12 protein-coding genes are annotated in these 16554 nt (G+C 64.4%); 3 read left to right on the top strand and 9 right to left on the bottom strand.

Annotated elements, in window-relative coordinates; all coding sequences use genetic code 11:
- Positions 1–60 precede the first annotated feature (60 nt).
- The gene (locus tag F9Z44_RS09965) at positions 61–867 is read left to right on the top strand and encodes an outer membrane protein assembly factor BamD (protein WP_159605724.1); all 807 of its coding nucleotides are present in this window, start codon (positions 61–63) and stop codon (positions 865–867) included.
- On the opposite strand, the gene F9Z44_RS09960 is transcribed toward F9Z44_RS09965, so the two are convergent.
- Positions 830–2878 carry an ATP-dependent DNA helicase gene (locus F9Z44_RS09960; RefSeq protein ID WP_236574315.1) on the bottom strand — a complete coding sequence of 683 codons (2049 nt, stop codon included), beginning with the start codon at positions 2876–2878 and terminating at the stop codon, positions 830–832. The genes F9Z44_RS09965 and F9Z44_RS09960 overlap by 38 nt on opposite strands.
- Positions 2879–2978: 100 nt before the next feature.
- On the opposite strand from F9Z44_RS09960, the gene F9Z44_RS09955 reads away from it, so the two are divergent.
- Positions 2979–3737, top strand: a complete 759-nt coding sequence (locus F9Z44_RS09955; RefSeq protein ID WP_159605722.1) for a PP2C family protein-serine/threonine phosphatase — start codon at positions 2979–2981, stop codon at positions 3735–3737.
- A gap of 33 nt (positions 3738–3770) precedes the next feature.
- Here the strand turns inward: F9Z44_RS09955 and zapE are convergent, their stop codons facing one another.
- The 8 genes from zapE to F9Z44_RS09915 form a co-directional block, all read right to left on the bottom strand.
- Positions 3771–4868 carry a cell division protein ZapE gene (gene zapE / locus F9Z44_RS09950; RefSeq protein WP_159605720.1) on the bottom strand — a complete coding sequence of 366 codons (1098 nt, stop codon included), beginning with the start codon at positions 4866–4868 and terminating at the stop codon, positions 3771–3773.
- A gap of 19 nt (positions 4869–4887) precedes the next feature.
- Complete coding sequence (lpdA, locus tag F9Z44_RS09945; RefSeq protein WP_159605718.1) at positions 4888–6315, bottom strand: dihydrolipoyl dehydrogenase; 1428 nt, start codon at positions 6313–6315, stop codon at positions 4888–4890.
- Between the two features lie 63 nt (positions 6316–6378).
- The gene (odhB, locus tag F9Z44_RS09940) at positions 6379–7635 is read right to left on the bottom strand and encodes a 2-oxoglutarate dehydrogenase complex dihydrolipoyllysine-residue succinyltransferase (protein ID WP_159605716.1); all 1257 of its coding nucleotides are present in this window, start codon (positions 7633–7635) and stop codon (positions 6379–6381) included.
- Positions 7636–7718: 83 nt separating this feature from the next.
- Positions 7719–10610, bottom strand: a complete 2892-nt coding sequence (locus tag F9Z44_RS09935; RefSeq protein ID WP_159605714.1) for a 2-oxoglutarate dehydrogenase E1 component — start codon at positions 10608–10610, stop codon at positions 7719–7721.
- Between the two features lie 177 nt (positions 10611–10787).
- The gene (locus tag F9Z44_RS09930; RefSeq protein WP_159605712.1) at positions 10788–11162 is read right to left on the bottom strand and encodes an ArsR/SmtB family transcription factor; all 375 of its coding nucleotides are present in this window, start codon (positions 11160–11162) and stop codon (positions 10788–10790) included.
- A 97-nt stretch (positions 11163–11259) separates the two neighbouring features.
- Positions 11260–13161, bottom strand: a complete 1902-nt coding sequence (locus F9Z44_RS09925) for a propionate--CoA ligase (RefSeq protein WP_159605710.1) — start codon at positions 13159–13161, stop codon at positions 11260–11262.
- Positions 13162–13282: 121 nt separating this feature from the next.
- Positions 13283–13894 (bottom strand): isochorismatase family protein, encoded by a 612-nt coding sequence (locus F9Z44_RS09920; RefSeq protein WP_159605708.1) that lies wholly within the window; start codon positions 13892–13894, stop codon positions 13283–13285.
- Between the two features lie 86 nt (positions 13895–13980).
- Positions 13981–14715, bottom strand: a complete 735-nt coding sequence (locus F9Z44_RS09915; protein ID WP_159605706.1) for a TetR/AcrR family transcriptional regulator — start codon at positions 14713–14715, stop codon at positions 13981–13983.
- Between the two features lie 136 nt (positions 14716–14851).
- Between F9Z44_RS09915 and F9Z44_RS09910 the strand changes: the two genes are divergently transcribed.
- The gene (locus tag F9Z44_RS09910) at positions 14852–16510 is read left to right on the top strand and encodes a 4-hydroxyphenylacetate 3-hydroxylase family protein (RefSeq protein ID WP_159605704.1); all 1659 of its coding nucleotides are present in this window, start codon (positions 14852–14854) and stop codon (positions 16508–16510) included.
- Positions 16511–16554: the final 44 nt, after the last annotated feature.

The raw sequence follows: 16554 nt of genomic DNA, 5'->3' as shown, positions 1-16554 counted from the left end.
CCCCCCGTCGATATACTTTGCGCTTTCAATCCGTCGTTCCGTTGTGAAGGTGAGTTCGTTATGTTGACGTTCAGATTATCGGCTCTGACCGCTTGTGCGCTGGGCGCTGCGCTGGTGCTGAGCGCTTGCGGCAGCACCAAGCCCAAAGATGAGACTGCGAACTGGAGCCCCAACCGCATCTACAGCGAAGCCACCGACGAACGCTCGGCAGGCAACTTCGAGCGCTCCGTGACCTTGCTCGAGAAGCTCGAAGGCCGCGCCGCCGGCACCCCGCTGGCGCAACAGGCCCAGCTCGACAAGGCCTACACCCATTACAAAGCCGGCGAACCGCCTCAGGCGCTGGCGGCCATCGAGCGGTTCCAGAAGCTGCACCCGGCCAGCCCGGCCATGGACTACGCGCTCTACCTCAAGGGCCTGGTCAACTTCAATGACAACCTGGGCCTGTTCGGCGCCATTGCGCGGCAGGACCTGTCCGAGCGCGACCAGAAGGCCGCCAAGGAGTCGTTCGAGGCATTCCGCGAGCTGAGCACCCGCTTCCCGGACTCGCGCTACACGCCCGACGCCCGCTTGCGCATGACCTACATCGTCAATTCGCTGGCCCAGTACGAAGTGCACGTGGCACGTTATTACCTCAGCCGCGGCGCTCATGTCGCGGCCATCAACCGGGCGCAGACTGCGCTGAACGAATACACCAACGCGCCCGCGCTGGAAGAGGCCTTGTTCATCATGGTGCGCTCCTACGACGCCCTGGGCATGACCCAACTGCGCGACGACGCCCGCCGCGTCATGCAGGCCAACTACCCGCGAAGCGAGTACCTGAGTCAGGGCTTCAAGACAGCGAACGATCCGTGGTGGAAGGTCTGGTGAGAACCAGTGCGTCCAGCGCTGCATTCATGTCGGCGTCGTCCACCAGACGGCGCATGGGTGGCAGGCAGGACAACAACTGAAGGCCATAACTGCGTGTGAGCAGCCTGCGGTCGCCGATCACCAGCACACCCCGGTCGGTCTCGGTTCGAATCAAACGCCCCGCCCCCTGCTTCAGTGCCATGGCGGCCTCGGGCAGGTAGCCATCAACGAATGCCTTCAGGCCTTGCGCCTCCAGACGCTCCGAGCGCGCCATGGTCAAGGGATCGTCTGGCGATGGGAAGGGCAGCTTGTCGATCACGAGCAGTTGAAGTCCATCCCCCGGCAGATCCACCCCTTCCCAGAACGAAGCCGACGCCACCAGAATGGCGCCGTGGGGCGATGACGCAGCCGCCCGAAACCGCGCCAGCAGCGCTGCCCGAGACAGTTGCCCTTGGGCAAGCACCACCATCGGCGCGCTTCGGCCCTGCAACACCTGTTCGTTCAAGGCCTCGGCCATGCGCGCCACTGCGCGCAGTGTGGTGGTCAGCACCAAAGTGCGCCCGCCCAATCGACTCGCCCAACGGGCCACCTGCACCGCCAGTTCGGGCGTGTGTGCCACGTCCGACGGCTCGGGCAGATCGGCCGGCACATGGAGCGCGGCCTGCTCCCCATGGTCGAACGGACTGGCCACCCGCAGCGTGCGCACCGTGAGGTGATTCGACAAGCCCAGGCTGCGGGTGAACCAGCTCAGCGCGTCGTCGTGGCCCAGCGTGGCCGATGCGAAGATCCAGCTTCGGGCGCTGGACCCTGAGCCCGGCACGAGGTGGCTGAAGCGGGTGGCGCTGTCCAGCGGCGCACGCACCATGCGCCAGGAGCGATCAGCGCCCCATTCCATCCAGCGCACGCTGGCGGCATCCAACGGGCTCGGTCCACCTGGCGCCAACAGGCCCCACGTCGTCTGCAGCGCCTTGATGCGGTTGAGCAGTCGTGCGAGTTCGGCGGCGCTCTGGGCGGTGGCCGACACAGCCTCCAGCACAGCCGTCAAGGCGTGGTCGAGGCCGGATACCGCTGGCAGCCAGGCGGCCGGGTCCAGGCCCTCGGGAATGGGTTCGGTCCAACGGCTGCGGCCGTGGATGCCCGGGCCACGGACCAACGAACCCAGCGTGCGGCAGGCCTGCTCCAGGCTGAGCGCCAGGCGCCCCCAGGGCCGCAGGCCCCGGGCCCAGGCATTGCCTTGCACGCCCAGCTCGCGCGCGAGATCGCGCAGGTGATCCGACGAGATGGACTGAGACAACAGCTGGATACCCGTGTCGTTGAGCTGGTGTGCTTCGTCCAGCACCACCACCCCGGTCTCGGGCAGCCAGTCCACCGCTTCGGCCTCACGGATGACCTGATCGGCAAAAAACAGATGGTGGTTGATCACGACCCAGTCGGCTTCGCGTGCCTGGCGGCGCGCGAGATTGACATGGCACAGCGCAGCCTGCGGGCAACTGGCGCCCAGGCAGTTGTGGCGAGTGGAGGTGATCAGGGGGCGCAACGGCGAGCGTTCGTCCAGCATGTCCAGCTCACCCACATCGCCGCTGCGGGTGAGCCGCGCCCAACGCTGCACTTGCTCCAGTCCGGCGGCCATGGTGGGGTCGCGCTGCGAAGGCGACCCCACGGTTCTGGCCAGTTCCAACCGGTGCAGGCACAGGTAACTTGAGCGCCCCTTGAGCAGGGCCGCGCGCACCGGCAGGCCCAATGCTCGAGAAACCGCCGGAATATCCCGGAAGAACAATTGGTCTTGCAAAGCTTGCGTGGCCGTCGACAACAGCGCCCGTTGCCCGCTCAGCAACACAGGCACGAGGTAGGCAAACGTCTTGCCCACACCCGTGCCAGCCTCCACCGCCAGGTGTTCGCCGGCCTGTAAAGCCTGCGCCACAGCGAGCGCCATCTGCAACTGCGCAGGTCTGGGACGATGGCCAGGCCGGCCTGCAGACAGGGCGCCTTCGGCGGCGAAGGCGGCCGCCACGCGCTGGGCCAGATCAATCACACCAGCAGCATGCAAGGACGCACGGGAGATGGGGCACCACGGGAACATAACTGGATACCATTGCACGCATCGAATGGCATCCGAACAACGATTGATTCATATGTCCAAAGGCTACCGCATCCAGGCATCGACCGGCATCCACCGGGGCGATCGCGACTACCAGCAGGATCAGGTGTGTCTGCTGAACCACCCGCGCCAGAGCACGTGCATCCTGGCCGTGCTGGCCGACGGCATGGGTGGGCGCAGCGGAGGGCGCAAGGCGTCCGACCAGGTGATGCTCACGGCGCGTCAGCTGTTCGAACGCTACGACCCGGACACCGACGACGCGTCGGCGCTGTTGCGCCAGATCGTCGAAGAGTCGCATCTCGTGATCAAGCTCACCGCCGTGTCAGCCGAACAGGAACCGCACAGCACCATCGCGGCCTTCCTGATCGATCCGGACGGTGAGAGCCACTGGGTGCACGCTGGTGATTCGCGGATCTACCACTTCCGCAACGGCCGCATGGTGTTTCGCACCATGGACCACTCTTACGTGCAGACGCTGGTCAACCAAGGTGAGATCAGCGAACAGGATGCGCTGGATCACCCGCACGCCAACATCCTCATGGGCTGCCTGGGCACCGAGAACGATCCGCCAGTGGATCTTCACGTGGTGCCTCAACTCATTCCAGGTGAAGCCTTTATGGCGTGCAGCGACGGCGTGTGGCACTACTTCACACCCGAAGAGCTGGCCAGCACGATCGCCATGCTGTCGCCGCGTGAAGCCTGCGAGTTCCTGATCCAGAAGGCCCGCACACGCGCCAAAGGTGCGGGCGACAACCTGTCGATCGTGATCGTGAAGCTGGAGCCGTTGAGCTAGGGCCTTGGCACCACCGCGGAGCGCTTCGACGGGTCAGGTCAACCCGGTGTCCACCAAGCGGTGTTCCAGCGCCAGAAACTCCTCGGACTGCATCTCGCCCAAGCGCGACACCGTGCGAGGGAACTCGTGTGACATGGGCCCTTCCAGGTAGAGCTCTTCGGGCTGAACCGCAGCCGACATGACCAGCTTGACGCGGCGGTCGTAGAGCACGTCGATCAGCCAGGTGAATCGCCGCGCCTCCGACGCCTGACGCACCTGCATCTGCGGCACATTGGACAGCATCACCGTGTGGAACTGGGTGGCGATTTCCAGGTAGTCGTTTTGAGACCGCGGCCCGCCACACAGCGTGCGGAAATCGAACCAGATCACTCCGCCAGCACGTCGCACCGCGTTGATCTGGCGCGACTCGATCTGCATCACCGGATCCTGGTCGCCGGCTTCGGCCAATTCGTTGAAGGTGGCTTCCATGGCCGCGTCGGCCTGCGGCCCCAGCGGGCAGTGGTAGAGCTGGATGTGGTTGAGCGTGCGCTGACGGTAGTCGGTACCGTTGTCCACACTCAACACCTCCAGCCGCTCTTTAAGCAGCTCGATGGCAGGCAGGATGCGATCGCGGTGCAGACCGTCGGGGTAGAGGCCGTCGGGGTGGAAGTTGGAAGTCGTTACGAAACCCACGCCGGCCTTGAACAAGGCGTCGAGCAGGCGATGCAGGATCATCGCATCGGTCACGTCGGCGACGTGGAACTCGTCAAAGCAAATCAGCTTGTAGCGCCTGGCAATACGCAAACCCAGCTCGTCCAGCGGGTTCACCGTGCCTTGCAGGTCGCGCAACTCGCGGTGCACCTCGCGCATGAACTCGTGGAAATGCAACCGCGTCTTGCGCTTCAGGGGGACCGCGTTGAAAAAGCAATCCATCAGGAAGCTCTTGCCCCGGCCCACGCCGCCAAACATGTACACACCGCGCGGAATGTCGGGCTTGATGAAGAGCTTTTTGAGCGAGTTGGAGCGGCGCTGTTTGTACTCGGTCCACTCGGTGGCGCACCGCTCCAGCGCGTCGATGGCACGCTGCTGGGCGGGGTCGGTTGTGTAGCCGCGCTCTTTCAGCGCGGCTTCATAGGTGCTGCGAACGCTCAAAGCGGTTGACCGTGCGCGTTCAGAAGTTCAGCGTGCGCTTGTCCACCGCGAGCGCGGCTTCCTTGGTCGCTTCCGACAGCGAGGGGTGCGCGTGGCAGATGCGCGCGATGTCCTCGGCGCTGGCCTTGAACTCCATCGCCACCACGGCTTCGGCGATCAGCTCGCTGGCCATGGGGCCCACGATGTGCACGCCCAGGATCTCGTCGGTGGTTGCATCGGCCAGGAACTTGACCATGCCGGTGGTGTCGCCCAGCGCACGCGCTCGGCCGTTCGCCAGGAAAGGGAACGTGCCGGCCTTGTAGGCGGCACCGCGCGCCTTGAGCTGCTGCTCGGTCTCGCCCACCCACGCGATCTCGGGGCTGGTGTAGATCACCCAAGGGATGGTGTTGAAGTTCACATGCCCGTGCTGGCCGGCGATGCGCTCGGCCACGGCCACGCCCTCTTCTTCCGCCTTGTGCGCCAACATGGGGCCGCGCACCACGTCGCCCACCGCCCACACGCCTTTGAGGTTGGTGCGGCACTCCGCGTCCACCACGATCGCACCGCGCTCGTCGAGCTGCAGGCCGACCGCTTCGGCGTTGAGGCCGATGGTGTTGGGCACACGGCCGATGGAGACGATAAGCTTGTCGGCGTCCAGCGACTGGGCTTCGCCCTTGGCGTTGGTGTAGGCCACGCTCACGCCTTTTTTGCTCGTCTTGATCTCGCCGACCTTCACGCCCAGTTCGATCTTCAGGCCTTGCTTGTCGAACGCCTTCTTGGCTTCCTTGGCGATCTGCTCGTCCACCGCGCCCAGGAAGGTCGGCAGGCCTTCGAGGATGGTCACGTCAGAGCCCAAGCGGCGCCAGACCGAACCCATTTCCAGACCGATCACACCCGAGCCGATCAACACCAGTTTCTTGGGCACGGCGCCGATGCGCAGCGCGCCATCGTTGGAGAGCACGGTCTCTTCGTCGAACGGCGTGCCGGGCAAGGCGCGCGCGTTGGAGCCGGTGGCCACGATGATCTGGCGCGCGGTCAGCAGTTCTTCTTTGGCACCGGTCACCTGGATTTCGTAGCCGGTTTCCACCGCCTTGGCGAACGAACCGCGGCCGTGGAAGAACGTGATCTTGTTCTTCTTGAACAGGTACAGGATGCCGTCGTTGTTCTGCTTCACCACGGTGTCCTTGCGGCCGATCATCTTGGCGATGTCGATCTTCACGTTGGTCGCGGTGATGCCGTGGTCGGCAAAGTGGTGGTTCGCGTGGTCGAAATGTTCCGACGACTGCAGCAGCGCCTTGGACGGGATGCAGCCGACGTTGGTACAGGTGCCGCCCGGGGCCGGGCCACCGGCGGCGTTTTGCCACTCGTCGATGCAGGCGACCTTGAAACCGAGTTGGGCTGCGCGGATGGCAGCGATGTAGCCACCGGGGCCACCGCCAATGACGACGACGTCAAATGTTTGGGACATGTTGGATTCCTGAATTCAAAAGGCCAGCGCCCATGTCGGGGCGCCGGCGTTCGGGGTTGCCGATCAGATGTCGAACAAGAGACGGGCCGGATCTTCCAGCGCTTCTTTCATGGCCACCAGGCCCAGCACGGCTTCGCGGCCGTCGATGATGCGGTGGTCGTAGGACATGGCGAAGTAGTTCATGGGGCGAACGACGACCTGGCCGTTTTCCACCATGGCGCGGTCCTTGGTGGCGTGCACGCCCAGGATGGCCGACTGCGGCGGGTTGATGATGGGGGTGGACATCATCGAGCCGAAGGTGCCGCCGTTGGAAATGGAGAAGGTGCCCCCGGTCATTTCGTCGATGCCCAGCTTGCCGTCCTTGGCTTTCTGGCCGTACTCGGCGATCTTCTTCTCGATGTCGGCGAAGCTCATCTGGTCGGCGTTGCGCAGGATGGGCACCACCAGGCCACGCGGCGAACCCACGGCAATGCCGATGTCGAAGAAGCCGTGGTAGACGATGTCGTTGCCATCCACCGAGGCGTTCAGGATGGGGTACTTCTTCAGCGCGTGCACCGCGGCCTTGACGAAGAAGCTCATGAAGCCGAGCTTGACGCCGTGTTCCTTCTCGAACTTCTCCTGGAACTTCTTGCGCATCTCCATGACCGGGGCCATGTTGATCTCGTTGAAGGTGGTCAGGATGGCGTTGGTCGACTGCGACTGCAGCAGGCGCTCGGCCACGCGGGCGCGCAGGCGGGTCATGGGCACACGCTCTTGCGGGCGGTCACCCAGGTCGGGGGCGACCACGGGCACCTGCGGCAGCACCTTGGCGGGTGCGCCTGTGGGAATGGCCACGGGTGCGGCCACCGCCGGCTTGGGAGCTGCCACGGCCGACAACACGTCGCCCTTGGTCACGCGGCCGTCTTTGCCGGTGCCGGGCACCGAGCCCGAAGCCAGGTTGTTGTCGGCCATGAGCTTGGCGGCGGCGGGCATGGCCACGCCGGCTTTGCTGGTGGACGCGAGGGCAGCTGCTGCTGCGGCAGGCGCCGGAGCAGCAGCTGGCGCAGCTGCAGCGGCGGGTGCGGGAGCACCGGCCACAGCGGCCGTGTCGATGCGCGCAATCAACTGCTCGGCCGCCACGGTGGCGCCGTCGGCCTGGAGGATTTCAACCAGCACGCCGGCCGAGGGAGCCGGCACTTCGAGCACGACCTTGTCGGTCTCGATTTCGATCAGGATCTCGTCGACCGCCACCGCGTCACCGACTTTTTTCTTCCACTGCAGCATGGTGGCTTCGGCCACCGATTCGGAGAGCTGCGGAACTTTGACTTCTACGATTGCCATGTTTCTTCTACCTGTGTGTTTCGGACTGCGCTGTGCCGGCCAGCCCGGGATGCGACATCCACGGGCCAGGCGGCAGGAGCGGCTTACTTGGTGAGGATGTAGCCCTTGAGCTTGCCGAAGGCGGCGTCGATCAGGTTCTTCTGCTGTTCCTGGTGCAGATGGGAATAACCCACCGCTGGCGAGGCGGAAGCAGCGCGCCCGGCGTAGCCGAGCTTCTGACCGTCAAGCATGTTCTCGTGGATGTAGTGCTGCACGAAGAACCAGGCACCCTGGTTTTGCGGTTCGTCCTGGCACCACACGATGTCGGTGGCGTTGGGGTACTTGCGCAGCTCGGCACCAAACACCTTGTGCGGGAACGGGTAAAGCTGCTCGACGCGGATGATGGCCACGTCGTCAGACTCGCGCTCCTCGCGCTTCTTCACCAGGTCGTAGTACACCTTGCCCGAGCAGCAGACGACGCGCTTGACCTTCTCAGCCTTCTTCGCCACGTCGGCGCTCTGGTCGGGGATGACGGTCTGGAAGCCGCCCTTGGTGAACTCGGACAGCGGCGAGGTCGCGTCCTTGTTGCGCAAGAGCGACTTGGGCGTGAAGATCACCAGCGGCTTGCGCAGCCCGCGGATCATCTGACGGCGCAGCACATGGAATATCTGGCTGGCCGTGGTGGGCTGCACGATCTGCATGTTGGTGTCGGCAGCCATCTGCATGAAGCGCTCCAGACGCGCCGAGCTGTGCTCGGGGCCCTGGCCTTCGTAGCCGTGCGGCAGCATCATGGTGATGCCGTTGACACGGCCCCACTTCACTTCGCCGGAGGCGATGAACTGGTCGATCACCACCTGGGCGCCGTTGACGAAATCGCCGAACTGCGCTTCCCAGATCACCAGCGTGTTGGGGTCATTGGAGGCGTAGCCATACTCAAAGGCCAGCACCGCTTCTTCCGACAGGATCGAGTCGATCACCACGAAAGGAGCCTGGTTGTCGGCCACGTTCTGCAGCGGCACGTAGGTGCCCTCGTCGAACTTCTCGCGGTTCTGGTCGTGAATCACGGCGTGGCGGTGCGTGAACGTGCCGCGGCCGCAATCTTCGCCCGACAGGCGCACCGGGAAGCCGCTGGCCACCAGCGAGGCAAAGGCCATGTGTTCGCCCATACCCCAGTCCACCGGAATCTCGCCGCGGCCCATGGCCGCGCGGTCGGCGTACACCTTCTTCACCAACTGGTGTGGCGAGATGTTGTCGGGGATCGTGGTGAGTCGCTCCGACAAACGCTTCCATTCGGCCATGGGAATCGCGGAGTCGGAGCTGTCGGTCCACTTCTTGTTGAGGTACGGACTCCAGTCGACCGCGAACTTGCTCTTGAAGTTGGTGAGCACCGGGTCCACCGTGTGGCGGCCATCATCGAGTGCGGCGCGGTAGGCCTTGACCATGTCGTCACCGAGCGTCTCGCCCAGACCTTGCGCAACCAGCTTGTCGGCGTACAGCTTGCGCGTCCCGGGGTGGGACGCGATCTTCTTGTACATCAGCGGCTGGGTCAGGCTCGGGGTGTCCTGCTCGTTGTGGCCGAGCTTGCGGAAACACACGATGTCGACCACCACGTCCTTCTGGAAGGCCATTCGGAATTCGAGCGCGAGCTGGGTGGCGTACACCACGGCTTCCGGGTCGTCACCGTTCACGTGCAGCACCGGCGACTCGATCATCTTGACGACATCGGAGCAGTACAGTGTGGAGCGGCTGTCGCGCGGATCGGAGGTGGTGAAGCCGATCTGGTTGTTGATCACCAGGTGCACCGTGCCGCCGGTGGAATAGCCACGCGTTTCGGCCAGCGCAAGCGTTTCCATCACCACACCCTGGCCGGCAAACGCTGCGTCGCCGTGCACCAGAACGGGAAGCACCTGCTTGCCCAGCGGGTCGCCGCGGCGGTCCATGCGGGCACGCACCGAGCCCTCAACCACGGGGTTGACGATCTCCAGGTGCGAGGGGTTGAACGCCAGAGACAGGTGGACCGGGCCACCGGGGGTGGTCACGTCGGAGCTGAAACCCTGGTGGTATTTCACGTCGCCGGACGGCAGGTCTTCAGGGGCGGTGTGGTCGAACTCGGCGAACAGGTCCTTGGGCATCTTGCCCAGGGTGTTGACCAGCACGTTCAAGCGACCGCGGTGGGCCATGCCGATCACGATTTCCTGGATGCCGACCTGGCCCGCCTGGCGGATCAGCTCGTCCATGGATGCAATGAAACTCTCACCACCTTCGAGCGAGAAGCGCTTCTGGCCCACGTATTTCGTGTGCAGGAAACGCTCCAGGCCTTCTGCTGCGGTCAGGCGGTCGAGGATGTGCTTCTTCTTCTCGGCGTTGTAGGCCGGCTTGGAGCGGGTGCTCTCCAGGCGTTCCTGCCACCAGCGCTTCTGGCTCTGGTCCGTGATGTACATGTACTCGGCGCCGATGGAGCCGCAGTAGGTTTCACGCAGGGCATTGAGCAACTCGCGCAGGGACATCGTCTCCTTGCCGAAGAAGGTGTTGCTCGTGTTGAAGATGATTTCCAGATCGGCGTCGGCAAAGCCGTAGAACGCCAGATCGAGCTCGGGAATGTTGTCGCGCTCGGCGCGCTTGAGCGGATCGAGGTCGGCCCAGCGGGCACCCACGTTGCGGTAGGCGGCAATCAGTTGCTGGACTGCAACGCGCTTGCGGCCGAGGTCGGAATCAGCGCCCGTGGCGATGACGACCTTGGTGCCGCCCTGCTTGGCGCGGTCGGCAAAGGCATTGATGACGGGCTGGTGCGGCACATCGCGTGCGTCAGAGCCATCGCCGGCGGGGACGTTTTGAAGTGCATCAAAGTACCCACGCCAGTTGTCCGGCACGCTGCCGGGGTTGGCGAGGTAGTTCTCGTACATCTCTTCCACATACGGCGCGTTGCCACCGAAGAGGTACGAGTTGGTCTTGTAGGCAACATAGACGTTGCCCCCATTGGCTTGGGAATCGCTCATAAATCCGCTGACCTCCGTTTCCCTGCAGGAAACATTAGCTGGTTAGAAAAACCTTCCGCTGCCCGGCTGAACCGTTATGCGGATGCGACAGTGACTGTGGAAGGACCTGACTGCAGCCCGGGATTGTGCCACCTTGGAACGCGCGATAGAAAAAACTTCGGCGTCAGCGCCAGGACATCAGGATGTCACCCGGGGTGAAAGCCGCTCGGAAGCCGGCACGGCACTGGGCTCGTCGATCTCGATGGCGATCTGTGTGCACACGGTGCGGCACAACATGACCGCCTTCTCACTTTGCACCCGGTAGATGACCTGCGTGCCTTCCTTGCGCTTGGCCAACACGCCCGAGCGGTAGAGCAGGTTCAGGTGCTGGGACAGGTTGGGCTGGGTGGTGTCGATCTCCTGCAGCAACTGGGAAACCGATTTTTCGCGGTCACACAAGGCGCTGAGGATGCGCAGGCGCATGGGCGTGGCCAGGACGCCAAAGAGTTCCGCGGCGAGTTCAAAGACCCGGACCCGCTCCACCTGCGCCTCGGATGCAATCATCTTGTCCATGGTGCCTGTCGCTCGTGTGAATATAAGCATGGATCATACTTAGAAAGCTTCGGAGCGACCATTCGCCCGACTTCTCAGACGGGCGCAGGCGGGCACCTCAGGCCAGCAGATCCTTGATCTGCTGCAACGCGGCCGGGTCGTCCATGGTGGTGAGGTCGCCGGGGTCGCGCCCTTCACACACCGCCTGGATCGCCCGGCGCAGCAGCTTGCCGCTGCGCGTCTTGGGCAACACCGCCACGAAACGCACGCGGGCAGGTCTCGCCACGGCACCCAACTGCTCGTCCACCACCTTCATCACTTCGCCTTCAAGCTTCAGGCGTGAGGCGTCGTCGGTCAGCGTTGAAGCGTCCTTGACCACGGCAAAGGCCATGGCCACCTGGCCCTTGAGCTGATCGGCCACGCCGACCACCGCCACCTCGGCGATGCGCGGGTGGCTGGAAATGCTCTCCTCGATCTCGCGCGTGCCCAGGCGGTGGCCCGCAACGTTGATCACGTCGTCGGTGCGGCCCAGGATGAAGAAGTACCCGTCTTCGTCCTTGATGCCCCAGTCGAAGGTGCTGTAGACCATCTTGCCCGGCACGCTGGACCAGTAGGTCTTGACGAAGCGTTCGTCGTCGCGCCACACGGTCTGCATGCAGCCGGGTGGCAGAGGGCCTTCGATGGCCACCACGCCCTTTTGCCCGGGCTCGGTGAGCTCGGCTCCGGTCTGGTCGTCCAGCAGCTTGACGTTGTAGCCGTACACCGCGCGCCCGGGCGAGCCGAACTTGCTGCTGGCAGGCTCCACGCCGTTGCACAACGACAGGATGGGCCAGCCGGTTTCCGTCTGCCAGTAGTTGTCGATGATGGGTTTGCCCAGCGCGTCGGCGATCCACTGCGCGGTGGGCTCGTCCAGCGGCTCGCCAGCAAGAAACAAGGCCTTGAGGCTGGAGAGATCGTGGTCCTTGATGAAGGAGGCGTCGTACTTCTTGAGCACCCGCACCGCCGTGGGCGCGCTGAACATGACGCTGACCTTGTACTTCTCGACCAGCTCCCACCAGATGCCAGCGTCCGGGCGGATCGGCAGACCTTCGTACATGATGGTGGCCATGCCGGCGATCAGTGGACCGTAGACGATGTAGCTGTGGCCCACCACCCAGCCGATGTCACTGGTGGAGAAGTAGGTTTCGCCCGGCTCGCCCATGAACACGTGCTTCATGCTGGCGGCCAGCGCCACGGCGTAGCCACCGGTATCGCGCTGCACACCCTTGGGTTTGCCCGTGGTGCCGCTGGTGTAGAGCGTGTAACTCGGGTGGGTGGCATCCACCCATTCGCAAGGCACCACGGTTTGCAGATGCTGTTCTCGTGCGCTGGCGTAGTCCACATCGCGTCCGGGCGTGAGCTTCATCGGAGCCAGTCCCCGATTCACCATCAAAACCTTGGAAGGTTTGTGGGCCGAGAGACGGATGGCCTCGTCGAGCAGCGGCTTGTACTCGACCACCTTGCCGCCACGCGAGCCGGCGTCGGCGCTCACGATGGCTACCGGAGAAGCGTCTTCGATGCGGCTGGCCAGTGAATGGCTGGCGAAGCCGCCGAACACCACCGAGTGGATGGCACCGATGCGCGCGCAAGCCAGCATGGCAAAAGCGGCCTCCGGAACCATCGGCATGTAGATCAACACGCGCTCGCCCTTCTTCACCCCCAGGCTGAGCAAGACCGCGGCCATGCGCTGCACCTCGGCGTGCAGTTCGCGAAAGCTGTAGGTGCGCTCCACCTCGGTTTCGGTGGAAACGAAGATCAGCGCGTTCTGGTCCGGACGATCCTTCAGATGGCGGTCCACCGCGTTGTGACACAGGTTGGTGAGCCCCCCTTCAAACCAGCGGGCAAACGGCGGGTTGTCGTGGTTGCAGACCCGGTCAAACGGCTTCTTCCAGTCCACCAGGGTGGCCTGCTCCGTCCAGAAGGCATCGCGGTCTTCGATGGAACGGCGGTAGAAATCGGCGTAACCCAGGGCTTGACTCATGAACTTCTCCTGCTGTGGCGGTGTGGGGTTGGCTGCATGCAAACTGAATTCATAATTATGGTCGCCGGGCTTGCGACAGGCTGACATGCGCCGGGAAGTCCCCGCGCATGTCCCATCGGCTTTATTTGATAAGCGCCTGCACGTCGCGAAACAGCGGGTGCTCAGCGGTACGGAGCCACTCGAAGGCCACCATCTCGGTCGTCACCAGTTCTGCCCCGGCACCGGCGAGGCGGTCAAACGCCGCGTCGCGATTGCGCTCAGTGCGCGAACCGCAGGCGTCGGTCACCACCCACACGTCGAACTCCTGCTCGATCAGCTCCAGCGCGGTCTGCATCAAGCACACATGGGCTTCGCAGCCGGCCACCACCACAGTCTGGCGTTCAGCCGCCGGCGCTGCAGCGGGCTTCTGAAGATGCTTCGGGAGACTGCGCGCGTTGCCGCCACCCTGAGCTGGCCGCGCGGGGGGGCGCAACCAGTCGCCCAATCCATCGGACACCGCGCCAAAGTGCATCTTGGCCAGCGTCCTGCGGCACAACTCACGCAATTCCGGCGGGTTGAGCCCCAGTTTCTCGGGGTTCTGTTCGGTGCCCCAGGCCGGTACCTCCAGCAGTTGGGCCATGCGGGCCAAGCGCACGGCGTTCGCCAGTACCTGGGGGCCTTCAAAAATGGCGGGCATCAGGCGGGCCTGGTAATCCACCAGCACCAGTTGGGAGTCGTCAGCGTCCAGCAGCATGCTCATCGTTCCTTGTTGCGTTGTTTGTTCAAATCGTTCGAATGCCGGATTTTCGCAGCGCGGATGGCGTCAGCGCCGGCTGCCTGTCAGAGGCCGAACAGATCTGGCTGATCCACCGCCCGCGAAGCCGCGGATGCACCCGGACGCAGGCGCTCCACCAACTGCTCCACATACGCCGCGAACAACGACTCCGCCGACTGACCAAACAGCCGGATGCGCCCAGTGTGCTGCAGCAGCAGCAAGCCCACGCCGTGCGCGAACAGCGCGGTGTTTTCACGCAAGGCCAGGTCGGGCGACAGGCCCATCGCCTGCAGCGCCACCTCGCACGGGCGCAGCGCGTCCTGCAGGCGGCCGTTGAGTTGCTGGTTGAGTTCGCTGGTCAGGCCCCGGGGTGCCAGGCCCTGCACCAGGTAGAAGCCCAGGTCCAGGTCGCGCGGGTTGCGGGCATAAAAGCCGAACCAGGCCTGTGCCTTGGCCGCCAGGGTCAATTCCGGCTGCAACTTGAACGCCCGAGCAGCCGCCACCTCGGCGTTGAGCCGCTCCAGCGACTCGGCCAACAAGGCGGCATAGATCGCCTCCTTGCTGTCGAAATAGCTGTAAATCGCTCCCGGTGTGTAGCCAGCGCGGCGCGCGATCTCGCGGATGCTCGCGCCCTCGACGCCCTTTTCAGCAAACACGCTGCGCGCGGCGTCGAGCACCAGGGCGCGGCGCGTGTCCGACATGGCCACCTGGCGCTGCTGGCGTTGCTGTTGCTGGCGCTCCAACGCCTCCTGGTCGGCGGCCGACAGGACCGGTGTGAGTTCGTGCAACTGGACTTCCATCGCGGCAGTTTAGCCTCGGCGAACCGTCCTGATCAAAAATTTGAACATTTGCATATAAATTTGAACGATGTTCAAATAATTGGCCAAAGACAAATAAACACGGCCACGTTCAATTCATTCGCCCACGCTCAATGCCATGAACACCACAGACAAAACCCCGCTGCTCATGAGCGCTCAGGACTACCGCGATTCCCTGCGCCGCTACAAACCCCGGGTGTTCGTTGAAGGGCGTCTCGTCGACAGCGTTGCCGACGAGCGTGCGTTCCAGCCGGGCATCAATGCCGTGGGCCTGACCTACGACTTTGCCCTCGAGGCCCGATATGCGCCACTGATGACGGCGGTGCAGCACACCAGCGGACGCACGGTCAACCGGCTCAGCCACCTGAGCACCAGCAGTGGCGACCTGCTCAACAAGCTGGAAGCGGTGCGCCTGATTTGCCAGGAAACCGGCTGCGCTCAGCGCTACCTCACCCACGACGCGGTCAACGCGATCGCACAGGTCAGCGCGCGCATCGACGACGCGCGAGGCACCACCGAGCACACCGATCGCTTTCACCACTACCTGCACCGCATCCAGGACCAGGACCTCACCCTGGGCGTGGCCATGACCGACGCCAAGGGCGACCGCAGCCGCCGCCCGCACGAGCAGGCCAATGTGGACAGCTACGTGCATGTGGTCGAACGCAACGCCGTCCACAACGGCATGCGCGGCATCGTGATCAGCGGCACCAAGGCCATCGTCACTGGCGCGCCCTACATGCACGAACTGCTGGTGATGCCGTGCCGCAACATGGGCCGGGAAGATGCCGACTTCGCCGTGTGTTGCGCCGTGCCCATCGACGCGCCCGGCCTGACCATCGTGGCCCGGCCCGCCGGGCGGCCGGGCGAAAAACTGGAGCATGGCGACGCGCTGTTCAGCCGCAAGTACGGCCAGAGCACCGGCGTCTGTATCTTCGACCGGGTCTTTGTTCCCTGGGACAGCGTGTTCTTCGCTGGCGAGTGGGAGCATTCGGGCCACCTCACCTACAGCTACGCCACCCACCACCGCCAGACCTGCATCGCAGCCCGCGCGGGCTTTGGCGACCTGCTCATTGGCGCAGGCGCCCTGATGTGCGAAGCCAATGGCTTCGACCCGGGCCAGGAAACGCACTTGCGCGAGCAAATGGTGGAGCTGATCACCATCACCGAAGGCTTCTATGCCTGCGGAGTGGCGGCCAGCGTCTACGGCAAGGCCGACGAGCACAGCCAGACCTTCATGCCCGACCCGGTGTTTGCCAACATCGGCAAGCTGCTGCTGGCCACGAAAATCTACGACATGCACCGGATCGCGCACTACGTCAGCGGCGGTCTCATCGTCACCCTGCCCGGGCCCGACGAGGACCACAACCCCGAGACCGGCGCCAAGCTCAGCGAGGTGTTGCGCGCCAACCCCGACGTGCCGTACGAACAGCGCATCGAAACCGCGCGCTTCATCGAGGACCTGACGGCCGGCTACCAGGGCGGCTGGTACAGCGTGATCAGCCTGCACGGCGGCGGCTCACCGGCCGCCATGAAGCAGGAAATCTGGCGCAACTACCCGGTGGGCAACAAGGTCGAGCTGGTCGAGCGCCTGCTGGAGCGTGGCATCGCCGCCGACGGCAGCGCTGCTGCGGCCCCGCACGACCCGGCCCGCGCCATCACGAAAAACCGCCAACCCGGTCAATGCTGCGACACCGGCTGCACCACGCCGGGCCAGGCGGTCATGGTCGATCTGCCCACGGTGCAAGGCACCCTGCCCTCACGTCGGCCAAGCTGACGGTGGATTGGGCTGACGAATGGTACAAAATTCAACAAAATCAA

This window comes from Hydrogenophaga sp. PBL-H3, from assembly GCF_010104355.1.
Taxonomy (GTDB): Bacteria; Pseudomonadota; Gammaproteobacteria; order Burkholderiales; family Burkholderiaceae_C; genus Hydrogenophaga.
The sequence above is the reverse complement of the archived record's forward strand: the minus strand, read 5'-3'. Positions and strand labels throughout refer to the sequence as shown.